At 68.6% G+C, this 13,885-nt stretch carries 13 protein-coding genes and 2 tRNA genes; 7 read left to right on the top strand and 8 right to left on the bottom strand.

Annotated features, from left to right (window positions below; all coding sequences use genetic code 11):
- Positions 1-821: 821 nt before the first annotated feature.
- The gene (gene cmk, locus RAH40_RS08255) at positions 822-1,478 is read left to right on the top strand and encodes a (d)CMP kinase (protein ID WP_306601615.1); all 657 of its coding nucleotides are present in this window, start codon (positions 822-824) and stop codon (positions 1,476-1,478) included.
- A gap of 55 nt (positions 1,479-1,533) precedes the next feature.
- On the opposite strand, the gene RAH40_RS08250 is transcribed toward cmk, so the two are convergent.
- From RAH40_RS08250 to RAH40_RS08215, 8 genes are all read right to left on the bottom strand, one after another.
- Positions 1,534-1,956, bottom strand: coding sequence for a DUF6526 family protein (locus tag RAH40_RS08250; protein WP_306601614.1), 423 nt, complete (start codon positions 1,954-1,956; stop codon positions 1,534-1,536).
- A gap of 10 nt (positions 1,957-1,966) precedes the next feature.
- Positions 1,967-2,494, bottom strand: a complete 528-nt coding sequence (gene mog / locus RAH40_RS08245) for a molybdopterin adenylyltransferase (protein WP_306601613.1) — start codon at positions 2,492-2,494, stop codon at positions 1,967-1,969.
- Between the two features lie 66 nt (positions 2,495-2,560).
- Complete coding sequence (gene tig, locus RAH40_RS08240) at positions 2,561-4,021, bottom strand: trigger factor (RefSeq protein WP_306601612.1); 1,461 nt, start codon at positions 4,019-4,021, stop codon at positions 2,561-2,563.
- 40 nt (positions 4,022-4,061) lie between these two features.
- Positions 4,062-4,146: transfer RNA gene (locus RAH40_RS08235), tRNA-Leu, on the bottom strand.
- 24 nt (positions 4,147-4,170) lie between these two features.
- Positions 4,171-4,247, bottom strand: a tRNA-Arg gene (locus RAH40_RS08230).
- A gap of 46 nt (positions 4,248-4,293) precedes the next feature.
- Complete coding sequence (locus tag RAH40_RS08225) at positions 4,294-5,250, bottom strand: hypothetical protein (RefSeq protein ID WP_306601611.1); 957 nt, start codon at positions 5,248-5,250, stop codon at positions 4,294-4,296.
- A gap of 2 nt (positions 5,251-5,252) precedes the next feature.
- Complete coding sequence (locus RAH40_RS08220) at positions 5,253-5,546, bottom strand: FYDLN acid domain-containing protein (protein WP_306601610.1); 294 nt, start codon at positions 5,544-5,546, stop codon at positions 5,253-5,255.
- A gap of 71 nt (positions 5,547-5,617) precedes the next feature.
- Complete coding sequence (locus RAH40_RS08215) at positions 5,618-6,658, bottom strand: hypothetical protein (RefSeq protein WP_306601609.1); 1,041 nt, start codon at positions 6,656-6,658, stop codon at positions 5,618-5,620.
- Between the two features lie 124 nt (positions 6,659-6,782).
- Between RAH40_RS08215 and RAH40_RS08210 the strand changes: the two genes are divergently transcribed.
- From RAH40_RS08210 to RAH40_RS08185, 6 genes are all read left to right on the top strand, one after another.
- Positions 6,783-7,136, top strand: coding sequence for an STAS domain-containing protein (locus RAH40_RS08210; protein ID WP_306601608.1), 354 nt, complete (start codon positions 6,783-6,785; stop codon positions 7,134-7,136).
- Entirely contained in the window at positions 7,137-7,571 is a 435-nt protein-coding gene (locus RAH40_RS08205) for an ATP-binding protein (RefSeq protein WP_306601607.1), read from the top strand. It abuts the gene before it with no gap.
- A 103-nt stretch (positions 7,572-7,674) separates the two neighbouring features.
- Positions 7,675-9,204 carry a tetratricopeptide repeat protein gene (locus RAH40_RS08200; protein ID WP_306601606.1) on the top strand — a complete coding sequence of 510 codons (1,530 nt, stop codon included), beginning with the start codon at positions 7,675-7,677 and terminating at the stop codon, positions 9,202-9,204.
- Complete coding sequence (locus RAH40_RS08195; RefSeq protein WP_306601605.1) at positions 9,201-10,781, top strand: PP2C family protein-serine/threonine phosphatase; 1,581 nt, start codon at positions 9,201-9,203, stop codon at positions 10,779-10,781. The genes RAH40_RS08200 and RAH40_RS08195 overlap by 4 nt, the downstream gene beginning before the upstream one ends.
- Positions 10,782-10,844: 63 nt before the next feature.
- Positions 10,845-11,648 (top strand): zinc metalloprotease HtpX, encoded by an 804-nt coding sequence (locus tag RAH40_RS08190; RefSeq protein ID WP_306601604.1) that lies wholly within the window; start codon positions 10,845-10,847, stop codon positions 11,646-11,648.
- A gap of 11 nt (positions 11,649-11,659) precedes the next feature.
- Positions 11,660-13,798 carry a protein kinase gene (locus RAH40_RS08185; protein ID WP_306601603.1) on the top strand — a complete coding sequence of 713 codons (2,139 nt, stop codon included), beginning with the start codon at positions 11,660-11,662 and terminating at the stop codon, positions 13,796-13,798.
- The last annotated feature ends 87 nt before the right edge of the window (positions 13,799-13,885 follow it).

Below are 13,885 nucleotides of genomic sequence, written 5' to 3'. Positions count from 1 at the left end.
TAGGGGGCACGGGTCTTGATTCGATTTTTATACACCTATATTGGTCGGTGAGACCCATGCTCTCTAGCGCTCCAGGGATGGGTCCCCTGAATGTTTGAACGTATCCCCTCAGCCACCCCCGTCCATCCGAAAGTGCTGATCTGCAAAAGGATTTTGGGCTTTTCCTCGGCGATCCTCGGTCCCCTCGGCGCCTCGGCGTTAGGTTTTTTGCCGGTTGCCGCGGCGCGAGTAATCTTTGCGTCGGCATAACCTAGGAAAATTTTAACGCCGAGGCGCCGAGGAAACCGAGGATCGCCGAGGAAAAGCAAAAATTGCATTAACCCAATTATCATCAGCGTTGGATACCCGGCTGATGGGATACGTTTGAACTAGCACTACTGTGTCCTTAAATATCAGACAAGGCAATGGCTTTTGCTCCTTTTGATCCTTGTTTTTCCTGGCCATCCTATTCAGCCCCGTTCCAGTAGGGCCAGCGATGGCATGGGTCGAGTCACGTTGCATGTCAACGCCGACCCATCCTGGCGCTGGCCCTGCCGGAACAGGGATAAATTGGATTTTAGGGAAAAGGCAGGATAAAGACTGCCTGTTTGATAATCCGCGTTCCTATGCGGATTTTGCTCTTCCATGGGTTGGGCAACATGCCAGAGTTCGCACCCGGATCCGCTCCAGGCACCGCGACAGGGATTTCGAACCATTCGTGACGTATCTGGGACTTCAGGTCGCCCAAGGGTTGGACCGGAGCGGGGCCGGCAACAACGCCCCCGAGCCAAACCCCGGGAAGTGAGTCAAACTGGACATCTTGACTCACCCGGAAGGACTCCATGGCCAAGCTCCCCGTCATCGCCCTCGACGGCCCCTCAGGGGTCGGCAAGTCCACCACGGCCAAGGCCGTGGCCCAGGCCCTGGGGTGGCAGTACCTGGATACCGGGGCCATGTACCGGGCCACGGCCCTGGCGCTGCGGCGCGCGGGGGTGGGGCTGGAGGACCGGGAGGGGCTGGAGCGGGCCCTGGCGGGGCTTCGCATCCAGCAGCGGGGAACCCGGGAGTTCCTGGGGGACGAGGACGTCAGCGACGCGATCCGCTCGCCGGAGGTGAGCCGCATGGTCACGCCGGTGTCCGCGGACGGACGGGTGCGGGAGGTGCTGGTGGACCAGCAGCGGGCCATCGCGGGCTCGGGGGGCTGGGTGGTGGACGGGCGGGACATCGGGACGGTGGTGTTCCCGGACGCGTGCTGCAAGGTGTTCCTCACGGCCAGCGTGGAGGTGCGGGCCCGCCGCCGGGCGCTGGAGCTGGAGGCCAAGGGGACGCCCCAGCCCCTGGCGGAGGTGGCGGCGGACATCCAGCGCCGGGACCTGGCGGACTCCACCCGGGCCGTCGCTCCCCTCAGGAAGGCCGGGGACGCGGTGGAGCTGGACTCCGGGGGAATGAGCCTGGAGGAGGTGGTCCAGTGGATCGTGGGGCTCCACAGGCGCCACTGAGGGCGGCTCCCGCGTTGATGGGCAGGCGCGTGGGGGAATCCCGGAGCTTCCGGCGTCACACCCGGAATTCGTCGGGGCGCCATTCCTGGATGCGCTTCTTGATGGCCTCGCCGCCCAGCTCCTCCGCCAGGGCCTCCTTGACGCGGGTCTCCAGCTCGGCGTCCGAGGCGAAGCGCAGGGCGACGAACTGGCCGGGCTTCAGGCGGGCGATCTGGGCCTGCATGGCCTCGGGCAGCAGGGCCTTCATGCGCAGCGTCTCCTCCAGGCGGATGACCCGGTCCTGCACCCGCAGGGCGTAGATCCGCGTCTTGAGGAACAGGATGCCGAGGAAGGCCAGGAGCACGAGCTGGGTGAAGGCCCCGGCGTGGCCGCGGATGGCGCCGTAGGCGGCCAGGACGATGCAGACGACCAGCAGCCCGAAACCCCAGTAGTGGTACCCGGGATCCAGACGGCGGTGGGTGGCGTAGGACTGGGTCATGGGGGGCTCCTCAGCGGGCGGGACGGAAGGCCTTGAGGACGGCGGGGTCCGTCTCCAGGATCGGGCCTCCGGCGAGCTCGATGCAGTAGGGGATGGCGGGGAAGACCGCGTCCAGGCACTCCCGGATGGACTTGGGCCGGCCCGGGAGGTTCACCACGAGGCTGGCGCCCCGCAGGCCGGCCATCTGCCGGCTAAGGATGGCGGTGGGGACGTACTGCAGGGAAACGGCGCGCATGCGCTCCCCGAAGCCGTCCAGGATGCGGGGGCACACGGCCCGGGTGGCCTCGGGCGTCACGTCCCTGGGCGAGGGCCCCGTGCCGCCCGTGGTGAGCACCAGGCAGCAGCCCTCGTCGTCGCACAGGGCCTTGAGGGTGGCCTCGATGACGGGCTGCTCGTCGGGGATGACGTGGTAGCTTTCCTCCCACTCGGTGGTGAGGTAGGCCTTGAGGGTGTCCCGGATGGCGGGGCCGCCCAGGTCCTCGTAGACGCCCTTGCTGGCGCGGTCGGAGATGGTGACGATGCCGATGCGTGGTCTCATGCCATGATCCTACTCCAAAACGCGCGAAGGGCGCCCGGAGGCGCCCTTCAGCGGAGGCGGGAAGGCCTACTTGTGGTCGTGGCCGCAGTCGGGGCCGTGGACGTGCTCGGTCTCGGCGGGCTGGACGGAATCGGGGGACCCGCCCTCCTGGTGCTCCAGCTCGCCGCCCTCGAGGCCGCCCGCGTCGAAACGGGCCGCGGGGATGCCCGCCTCGCGGCGGCGCTCCAGCTCGACCAGGGCCGCGAAGGCGTCCTTGTCCAGCAGCTCCTCGGTGACGGTGGCCGCAGCCACCATCATCTGGAAGATCTTGTCGGTGCGCACCCGGCCCTTGATCTCGGTGGTGGAGCCGCGCTTCTCGAGGCTGGCCTTGAAGGCCTCGAAGGGCTGGGGCACCTTGTGCTCTTCCATGATGGCGCGGATCTCGGCGTCGATCTCCTCGTCGGTGACCTGGAGGTCCTCGGCGTTGCCGATGGCCTGCAGGAGGTAGCCGGAGCGCACGGCGCGCTCGGCGTCCTGCATGCGGCTCTGGCGGTAGCCGGCCCAGTTGATGTTCTTGGGGTCCACGCCCTGGCGCGCGGCCATCTCGGCGAACTCCTGGCAATAGTCGTCGAGCTGGAGGCTCACCATGGAGGAGGGCACCTCGAAGGGGGCGGCGTCCAGCAGGGTGTCGAGGAGGGTGGAGTGGAGGCGGGCCACGGCGTCGCGCTCGGCGGCCTCTTCCAGGTCCTTCTTCACGAAGGCCTTCAGGTCCTCGAGGCTCTCGTGGGCGCCCAGGTCCTTGGCGAAGTCGTCGCCCAGCTCGGGGATCTCCCGGGCGCGCAGGTCCTTGAGGGTGGCCTCGTAGGCCACGGACTTGCCGGCCATGGCGCGGTTGGCGTCCTCGGCGGGGATGGTGATGGAGAACTTCTTCGTCTCGTCGGTCTTCATGCCGAGGATCTCGGCGTCGAAGGGACGGCCCTCGGCCAGCTGGATGACCTGGTCGGTGTAGCTCACGGGCTTCATGCCCTGGGGCTTGACCTTGATGTCCAGGGTGGCGTAGTGGCCGATGGCGGCGGGGGTCTCTTCCACGGGGATGAACTTGGCGTGCTGCTGGCGCAGGGACTCCAGATGCTCGGCGATGGCCTCCTCGTCGATGGCGCGCTTCTTCTTGGTGACGCTCAGGCCCTTGTAGCCGGGCAGGGCGACCTCGGGGGCCACGTCGAACTGGGCGCGGAAGACACCCTCGGCGCCCTCCTTCAGCTCGATCTTCTCCAGGGCGGGCCGGGAGATGGGGGTGGCGCCGGCCTGCGCGGCGGCGGCCATGAAGTGGCGGGTGACGAGGTTCTCCGCGACCTCGGACTGGATCTCGCGCTCGTAGCGCTTCATGAGCACGTCCTTGGGGGCCTTGCCGGGACGGAAGCCGGGCACCTTGACCTTCGGGGCGATCTTGGCGAGGACCTTGCCGAACTCCTCGTTGACCTCGGCGGCCGGGACCGTGACGTCGATGGACTTCCGGGTGGAGGTGTGGTGCGTGAGGCTGGACTGCATGGGTGCTCCTGGAACAGGTTGAGGTGCTTCGGGCGGGCGGTGGTGCGAATGGCGGGACTCGAACCCGCACGGTGTGAACCGCTGGAACCTAAATCCAGTGCGTCTACCAGTTCCGCCACATTCGCAAAGACTTTGCTGCAGGTTCCTCGTGGTGCGCCCGGAGCGACTCGAACGCCCGACCCTCAGGTTCGAAGCCTGATGCTCTATCCAGCTGAGCTACGGGCGCACAACGAAACCGCTATTTTGCCATGAATCCGGCGGGAATTCACGCTTCAATCGGCAGGGGCAGACAGGCACCACGCGTCGGCCTGGGCGTTCCGGGCCAGCGTTTCCAGGTCCGGGCCGGAAAGGCCCATGTGCTGGGCGGCTTTCCACTCGCCTGGCAGGTCGGTGGGGATGACCCCGGGATCGTCGGTGCCCAGGGCGCAGCGCACGCCCGCCTTGAGCAGGCGGGGCAGGGGATGGACGCCGAGGTCCGGCACCAGGGCGCGGTTGGAGGTGGGGCACACGTCCAGGGGGATCCGCCGGTCCGCCAGCAGTTCCACCAGGGCAGGGTCCGCCGCGGCCCGCACGCCGTGGACGATGCGCTCGACCCCGGCGTCCAGGATGGCGTCGCGGACGTTGCCGCCCGGGCCGTTCTCGCCGGCGTGGGCCGCCAGGCGCAGGCCCGCCTTGCGGGCCCGCTCGAACACCGGGGCCCAGTGGCGGAAGGGGACCCGCTCCAGGCCTCCCGTGGAGAAGCCGACCACCCACGAAGGCCGCTCCGGCAGCACCAGGTCCAGCACCTCGTGGCCGTGGTCCACGCCGAAGTGGTTCACGGCGTCGATGATCACCGCGATGCGGATGCCGGCTCGGCGGGCCTCCCGGATACCCTCGTCGAGGCCTTTCCACAGCTCGTCCAGCCGCAGGAAGGCCGCCTGCTTCACCAGCAGGTGCGGGGAGACCCAGAGATCCACGCCCCGGGGCGCGCCGCTGTCCCCGGGGAGCCGGGCGGCCGCGGCGCGCACCGCGTCCCGCACGGCCCCCGCGTCGCGCAGGAACCGGCAGCCGAAGAAGAAGGCCTCGATGAAACCCTCAAACGGGACGGCCTCCCCGCGCCACAGGGCTTCCAGGGACGCCGGCGCCGCCAGTCCCCGCTCCCGGGCCCGGTCCCGCACCCACCGGGGATCCAGGCCGCCTTCCAGGTGGGCATGGCGGTCGATCCCGGGGCAGGCGGGCAGGCTTGTCATGCCTATTCGTCGTAGTCGTCCATCTGCAGGTCGCCGGGGTCCACCCCCTCGGCCCGCGCGCCGGAGATGCCGAGGCTCTCCTCGAGGGTGTCCTCGGTGGCGGGGTCCACGTCGCCTTCGGGAATGAAGTCATCGTCGATGGCCAGCGCAACCTTTTCCTTCTTGACGGCCTTGGGCTTGGCCGGCGCCTCCTTCTGGTTCGCGCCGCACTTGGGGCACAGGGGGTCCGGTTTCGTGAAGTCGTAGAACTTCGCTCCGCATCCGAAACAGGTCCATTTCTTTCCAAGATTCGCCATGGCTTCCTCAATCCCGTTTAAGGGTCAAGGATTTACCATGATTCGAGCCCCGTGTCACCAGGAAGAATGGCCTAGTGCGCGCCCCAGGGAGCCGGCCCGAGCCGGGAGGGGTCTCCCGCGCATAGCTGCTGGACAACCGTTTGGTAGAAAATCTGGTGCTGGTTTTCCAGGTCCAGGCCGTATCTTTCCACGAACGAGGCCCGGCTCCGGTCCAGCTCGTCCCGGAGGACGGGGTAGAGGCTGCCTTCCTGCTGGGCCTGGGTGACCTTGGCGGGGAAGTAGAGCTCGATGTCGCCCACCAGCACCCGGGCGCTGCGTTCGGCGTTCATGCGCACGCGGGGGTCCAGGAGGGCCCCCTGGGGCTCCGCGATGGCATCCGGGATGCGCTGGGTGAGGGTGGAGGGGTGGGATTCCACCGGCGCGGACCGCTCCTCCTCCTTGACGCCCGCCAGGTAGGACAGGCGCGCCTCGGCGCAGAGCGCCAGGGCCCGCACGTGGCTGGGGTGGTCGATGGCGTCCTGCAGGCCGCTGTCCACGAGGAGCAGCGCCACGGTCTTCCTGCGCAGGCGCAGGGGGAGGATGAGGATGTCCCGGGCTTGGAAGCGGCTCAGGGGGGCCAGGAGAGCCTGGTAGGCCGGGCCGGGGCCGGCCACGAGGCGGGCGCGGCCGCCGAGCAGCTCCTCCAGGTCCGCGGGGGGGACCACCGGGCTGCCGGCTTTGGGGGATTCGCCGTCGAAGCCCCGGTGGGCGTAGACGGTGGCGATGCCCTGCTTGAGGACGAAAAGGGCGCTGCGCTCCACGAAGAGCTGGGTGGCGTCCAGGAGGTGCTTGAGCACCTCGCCCTGGGTGTGGGCGTCCTCCATGAGGTCCAGCCCGGCGCCCAGGTTCCCGTCGGTCGCCGGGACGGCAGGGGGCGGTTCGGGAGCCACCACCTGCACGGGTTCGGGCACCGGCACGGAGGCCAGGATGGAGGCCACCAGGGCGTCGTCCGGCGCCAGGTGCCCGGTGGCGTCGCTCCAGGCGAGCATCACCTGCTCGAGGAGGGCCTGCTGCCGGGTGTCGACCCATTGCTGCAGCAGATTCTTCAGAGAGGCCTGCACATTCTCGTCCATGTCGTTCCCGATTTGAGGCAATGGTACCCCAAAACCCGCCCGGCCAACCCCCGGCTGGCAATTATTCCGCCGGGGCGATAGGATTCACCCAGGATTCCAGGGCCCCAACAGGGAGTGAACAGGCATGGCCGATCTTTTGATCCAGGTGCGCGAGGTGGACGGTGTCGCGGTGATGCGGCCCGAGGGCTTCATCAACGCCCATACGGTCCGGATGTTCGAGGAAGCCCTCGAAAGGCTCGTGGCCGAAGGACGTTTCACCATCCTCCTGGACTGCCAGGCCCTCAACTACATCAGCTCGGCCGGCCTGGGGGCCATCATGGGCCTCATCGAGACGGTCCGGGACAACGGCGGGGACATCCTCCTCTGCAACCTCCACGAGAACGTCTTCGCGATCTTCGACACCCTCGGGTTCACCCAGCTCTACCGGGTTTTCCCCACCGAAACCGAAGCCTTCCAGGCCATGGGCGGGAAGGGCTGAGTGCGGGCCGCTCCCGATCCCGAGAGCTTCCGGCTGGTCATCCCCAGCCAGACGCGGTACCTGAACCTGGTCACGGGCCTGGCCAAGCGGGCTTCGCTGGTGGCGGGCATGGACGACGCCACCGCCGCCAAGGTCTCCATCGCCGTGGACGAGGCCGTCACCAACGTGATCATCCACGCCTACCGGGGCGAGAGCACCCACCAGGTGGAGATCGAGCTCCGCTTCCGCGAGGAGGCCCTGGAGATCCGCATCTGGAACACCGGCACCGGCCTCCACGACGAGGATGTGGTGTTGCCCGACCCCAAGGAATACGTCAAGCACCCCCGCAAGGGCGGACTGGGCCTCCTGCTCATGAGCCGTTTCATGGATGAGATTCATTTCAAGGACACCGACGGACGCAGCGAGTGCTGCATGATAAAGCGCACTCCCGCCTGATTCGTGGGATTATCAGGGTCTGGATACGCAACCGGCGCACGGCCATGCTCACCAGGGAGGCCAGGCAGTGCTCTCATTCGTCAGGAACCTGAAAATCGTCATCATGTGTCTCGGGTTCCTTGCTGCCCACGCCCAGCCGGGGGAACCCTCGGTCGAGTCCATGAAGGCCGCCCTGCCCACCCTTACCGGCCGGGCGCGGATGGTGGCGCTTCTGGATCTGGCCAACAGCACCGAGTCGGCCTCTCCCCAGGAGGCGCTGGCCTATGCCGTGGAAGGGCTCGCCCTGGCCATCCAGCAGGGGGACCGGGAGAAGGAGGCCGCCTTCCTCACGTCCACCTCCTTCTGTTCGGGCCAGTCCGGCGACTACCCCAAGGCCATCGATTTCGGCAAGCGGGCCCTGGCCCTGAGCACCCAGCTGGGCGACAAGGAGCGCATGGCCAAGGCCCACAACGCCATGGCGATCACCTACACCTTCATCGGGTCCTACAGCCAGGCCCTGGACGAGGCCATCGAATCCCTTCGCCTGCGCGAGGAGCTGGGACTCGAGAAGGCCGTGACCCAGTCCCTGAACCTCATCGGGGTCGTGTACCACAACAGCGGCCAGTACGATCAGGCGATCGAATACTACGAGCAGATCCTCAAGCGGATCGAGCAGCACCCGGACAACAAGAGGCTCATCCTCACCCGGCTCAACATCGGCTTCTCCCAGTTCAAGATGGGCCGGCTGGACGACGCCCTCGCGAACCACCTCGCCGCCTTCGCCCTCTCCCGGGAGACGCGGGACGACAGCTACCTGGCCTACAACTACATGAACCTCGGAATGACCTACTCGGAACTGCGGCAGTTCGACCAGGCCCGGGAGTACCTCCGCCTGGCCCGGGCCCAGTACGGGAAGTTCAACCACCGCCATGGCCTCGTCCAGGTGATGAACGTCACGGCGCGCATGCACCTGCTCTCGGGTTCCTATGCGCAGGGGATCCCCATCGCCCGGGAGGCCGCCGCGCTTGCGAAGGTGATCAACGCCCGGGACGAGCTCAAGCGCAGCTATGAGCTGATCTCCGAGCTGCACGAGAAGAAGGGCGAAACCGCCGAGGCCTTCCGCGCCTTCAAGCAGGCCATGGAGATCAAGGACTCCATCTACACCATCCAGGAGAGCAACAAGATCGCCGAATCGACGATGAAGATCGTGACGATCAAGAAGGACAACGAGATCGAGGCCCTGAAAAAGCAGCGGGTGATCTCCTCGCTCCAGCTGGAGCGGAACCGGTACTTCCTGGCCGTGCTGGTGCTGGGCCTGGGCACCTTGGCCACCGCCATCGTCGCGCTGGCCATCTACAACAAGAACATGCGCCGGAACCGCCGGACGCTGCAGGCGTCCAACGCCGAACTGGCCAAGATCAACCTCGAGCTCCAGGACCGGATGAACGAGATCAAGACCCTCAGCGGCCTACTTCCCATCTGCGCCCAGTGCAAGAAGATCCGGAACGACCAGGGCTACTGGACCCAGCTGGAGAGCTACGTCTCCGAGCACACGTCGGCCACCTTCTCCCACGGCATCTGCCCCAACTGCGCCGAGGACCTCTACCCCGAGGCCATGGACCGGATGCGCAAGAGGACCGAGACCCGCCCATGACCGATCCGGCCGGCTTTCCCCCCTTCGAGCGCCTGCGGGAGCTGTGCACCCGCATTCCCGAAGGCACCCAGGAACTGCTGCCCATCATCGACTTCCTGGAAACCTTCCCGGCCCAGGCCACCGAGGAGGATCTGATCCACCTGGTGGGGGTGACGGCCCTGGGCATCGCCAAGGCCCCCCAGGGCGGCATCTGGAACGGGACCCGGTGGATCTTCCTGCGGGGCAACGCCTCGCCGTTCCCCACCCACCCGGGCCCGGGGTGGACGAGCCTGCCCTGGGCCTACGGGGAGGAACCCTACGGCTTCCTGGTGGTGCGCACCCCGGAAGTGCCCGCCGCCCTCACCCTCCTGCTGTCCATTTCCGCGCCCCTCCTGGCCTGGCGGCGCCTGGAGGCCAACCGCAGCGACCAGAACCGGGCCCTGGCCCTCCAGCTGTCCCGGCTGAACACCCTGTTCGACCTCACCCGGAACCTCGGGGAGGTGGAGACCCGGGGCGAACTCATCCGCCTCATGGCCAACACGCTGGCCGGGGAGTTCCACATCCAGCGCCTCCTGGTGGTGGGCGCCGACGGCACCGTGATCCACAGCCGGGGCCTGGGCAAGCTGCCGCCGGTCCTGGAGGGGGAGAGCATCAACGGGCTCGTGGAGGAGAAGGGCCTCGTGCACGCCGTGGAGCTCCGGGACCAGGACCACAGCCACGGCTTCGCCTACGCCGCCGAGCCCGCCCAGGGCAAGCTCAACGACGACGACGAGCTGTTCTTCCAGACGCTCCTGAACATCACCTCCACCCAGCTGGGCAGCCTCGAGCTGCGGGAGACGCGGCTCCAGGCGATGAAGCTGGAGAAGGACCTGGAGCTGGCCCGCAACATCCAGCGCCGCATCCTCCCCAAGCGCCTGCCCGAGCCCGAAGGCTGGCAGTGCGCCGCCGCCAACCTGCCCTACCAGGCCGTGGGCGGCGATCTCTACGACCTCTGGATGGCCTCCGACCTGGACCGCAGCCCCCGGCTCCATCTCGCCCTGGCCGACATCTCGGGCAAGGGCCTGCCGGCGTCCCTCATGATGACCCAGCTCTCGGCCTTCCTGCGGGCCATGGCCGACCGGCGCGTGGTGGACTGGGGCGCGCTGGCGCTGCGCCTCAACGAACGCATGAACGAAGTGCGGGACCGGAACCGGTTCGCCACCCTCTTCATGGGCAGCCTCAACCCCGCCACCGGCGATCTGCGCTACGTGAACGCCGGGCACAACCCGCCCCTCCTGGTGCCCGGGGACGGGCGCCCCCTGGAGCATCTGCAGCCCACGGGGCCCATGGTGGGCCTCCTTCCCGGCGCGGTGTTCAGCGAAGGGCGGGCCACCATGCATCCCGGCGATACGCTGGTCATCTTCACGGACGGCGTGTCCGAGGCCGAGAACCTGGCGGGGGAGGACCTGGGTGAGGAACCGCTGGTGGCCACGGTCCTGGAGAACCCCGGCGCCAGCGCCGACGAGCTCTTCGAGCGGCTCCTGACCCGGACCTTCAAGCACCTGGACGGGGCCGGCTTCAAGGACGACGTCACCCTGGTGGTGATCAAGCGCCTCTGAGGGATAATGGGGGCACGGGAGTGACGCATGAATAGTATTAAAACATTCATACTGATCATGATCATGACGGGCGTGCTGGTTTGGGCGGGCGGCCTGCTCTACGGGGACATGGGGATCGTGCTGGCCCTGGGCTTCGCGATCCTGATGAACGGCGTCAGCTATTTCTTCTCGGACAGGATCGTCCTCGCCGCCTACCGGGCCCAGATCGTCGGCCCCGCCGACGCGCCGGAGCTGTACGCCATCGTCGCCAACCTTGCCCAGCGGGCCGGCCTGCCCATGCCCCGGGTCGCCATCATCCCCGACGAGACCCCCAACGCCTTCGCCACCGGACGCAACCCGGACCACGCCGTGGTGGCCGTCACCGAGGGCCTCCTCCGGGCCCTGTCCCGTCCCGAGCTGGAGGGCGTCCTCGCCCACGAGCTGGGCCACGTCAAGCACCGGGACATCCTCATCGGCAGCCTCGCCGCCGTGCTGGCCCAGGCCATCATGCTGCTCTCCCGCATGGCCTTCTGGTTCACCCCCCGGCGGGACGACGACTCCGGCAGCCCCCTGGTGGCCATCCTGGTGATGATCCTGGGCCCCATCGCCGCCCTCCTCCTGCAGATGGCCGTCAGCCGCTCCCGGGAGTACGAGGCGGACGACTACTCCGCCCACATCACGGGCCGCCCCGACCAGCTGGCCTCGGCCCTCGGCCGGCTGGCCGCGTACAACCAGCAGGTGCCCATGCGGGACGCCCAGCCCGCCACGGCGCACATGATGATCGTGAACCCCCTGCGGGGCGGCGGGATCCTGTCGCTCTTCTCGACCCACCCGCCCATGGAGAAGCGCATCGAACGGCTCAATGCCATGGCGATCCAGATGCGGTAGTGTAGGAGCCGATGCGCGAGCGGATCGGCAAGTTCGAGATCGTGAGGATGCTGGGGCACGGCTCCATGGGCGAGGTGTACCTCGCCAAGGACCCCCTCCTGGACCGCGCCGTGGCGGTCAAGACCATCCGCCTGAACGCGAGCTTCGCCCCCGACGCCAACGCGCGCTTCGAGCGGGAGGCCCGGTCCGCGGGATCCCTCAACCATCCCAACATCGTCACGGTCTTCGAATTCGGCGAGGACGAAGGCACGCACTTCCTGGCCATGGAATACGTGGACGGCGAGGACCTGGGGGCGGCCATCCGCTCCGGGGCGCACAGCCGGGAGGACCTGCTGGAGCTGCTGGCCCAGGCCTGCGACGGGCTGGCCTTCGCCCACGAGCACGGCATCATCCACCGCGACATCAAGCCCGCCAACATCCTCGTGAGCCGGCTGGGCCGGAAGGCCCAGGCCAAGCTCATGGACTTCGGCGTGGCCGGGGTGGAGCAGTCGGAGCTCACCCAGAAGGGCAACTGGATGGGCACCGCCAGCTACATGGCCCCGGAGTATCTCGACACCGGCAAGGCCCTGCCCGCCTCGGACCTCTTCGCCATGGGGGTCGTGCTCTACGAGATCCTCACCGGGGGGCGCAGGCCCTTCGCGGGCGAAACCCCCGCCTCCATCCTGGGCGCCATCCTGGGCCGGCCTCCGGCGCCCTTCACCCCGGCGGAGCTGGCCGGACTGAGTCCGGCGCTCCTGGCCGTGGCGGACCGGGCCCTGGCCAAGGCGCCCGGGGAACGATTCCCGTCCGCCGAGGCCCTGGCCGAGGCCATCCGGGAGGCTGCGGCGGCCCCGTTCCCGAAGCCCGCGGACACCGCCGGCCTCCGCACGCTGATGGTGGGCAAGGGCGGGAAGGCGCAGTGCATGAGCCTGCGGGTGGCCTTGCGCCAGGCCGAGCCCGGCACCCGGATCGTCGTCCTGCCGGGCGTGTACCGGGAGTCCCTCGTCGTGGACAAGGACGTGACCATCGAGGGCCAGGGGGAGGCCTCGGAGGTGGTGATCGAGAGCCCCAAGGGCCCCTGTCTGGTCCTGGACGCCGGCGACGTCAGGCTTTGCGGGCTCACGCTGCGCAGCGCGGACTCCGCCGCGGCCCTGCTGGCGCTGCGGGGCCGGATCGTGGCCGAGGGCTGCGCGTTCGACGTGGCCGGGGGCCCCGCCATCCAGATCGCGGGCGGCGCCGTGGACCCGACCTTCCTGAAGTGCTCGGTCCGGGGCGCGGCCCCGGCGGCCGTCCTGGCCGAGGCCAACACGCTGGCGCGCCTGGAGGCCTGCGATCTGGCCGGGGACTTCCTGGCCGCGGTTCGGGTGGGCGCAGGCGCGCGGGTGCTGCTCAACGGCTGCAGGCTGACCAACCCCCCGGGCGTGGGCGTCCACCTCCTGCCCGGCGCCCAGGCCACGCTGGAGGACTGCCAGGTCTCGGGGCAGGCCGCCGGCGGCATCGAGGTCGAGGCCGAGGCCCGGGCCGAACTGCGCCGCTGCCGCGTCATGGACTCCCGCTCCATCGGCGTCCTGGTCCTGGAGCGGGGCCAGGCCACCCTGGACGATTGCGACCTGGGGGGTCATGCCCTGAGCGCCGTGCACGGGGCCTACGGCGCCACGATCACCTTGCGGCGCTGCCGCATGGCGGGCAACTACGGGCTGGGCAGCTCGATCATGGACCAGGGCCTGCTCGCCATGGAGGACTGCGAACTCTCCGGCAACCAGGAACCCGCCGTGGTGGTCCACAACGGCGCCACGGCGCAGCTGAAGTCCTGCAGGATCTTCGACGGCAGGTCCTTCGGGGTCGTCTGCTCGTGGCGGGGCCGCGGGGTTCTGGAAGGCTGCGAGATCTTCGGCAATGCCGGCACCGGCGCCAAGGTCGAGCCCGGGGGCAGCCTCCTCCTGGTGCGCTGTGACCTGCGGGACGGCAAGGACACCGGCATCCTCCTGCTGGAGGACGCCGAGGTGACCCTGGAGGAATGCGTCGTGCACCGCAACGCCCGGGGCGGGATCCTGCTGGCCAAGGACGCCTCCGACCCCATCCTGCGCGGCGGGAACCGGCTGCAGGACGACCTGATCCGCACCACCGCCAGCGGCGAGCCCGTGAAGGTCGCGCCGGTGAGGAAGGCCTGAACCCGGCCGGCGCTTCCTCCGAGCGGGAGTGCAGGCGCCAGGCATCGCCGGTATCCTCGCCTCCCACAAGGTCCGGGGGCGAGGTGC

Source organism: Geothrix sp. 21YS21S-2 (assembly GCF_030846775.1).
GTDB lineage: Bacteria > Acidobacteriota > Holophagae > Holophagales > Holophagaceae > Mesoterricola.
This window is presented reverse-complemented; position numbering and strand designations above follow the sequence as displayed.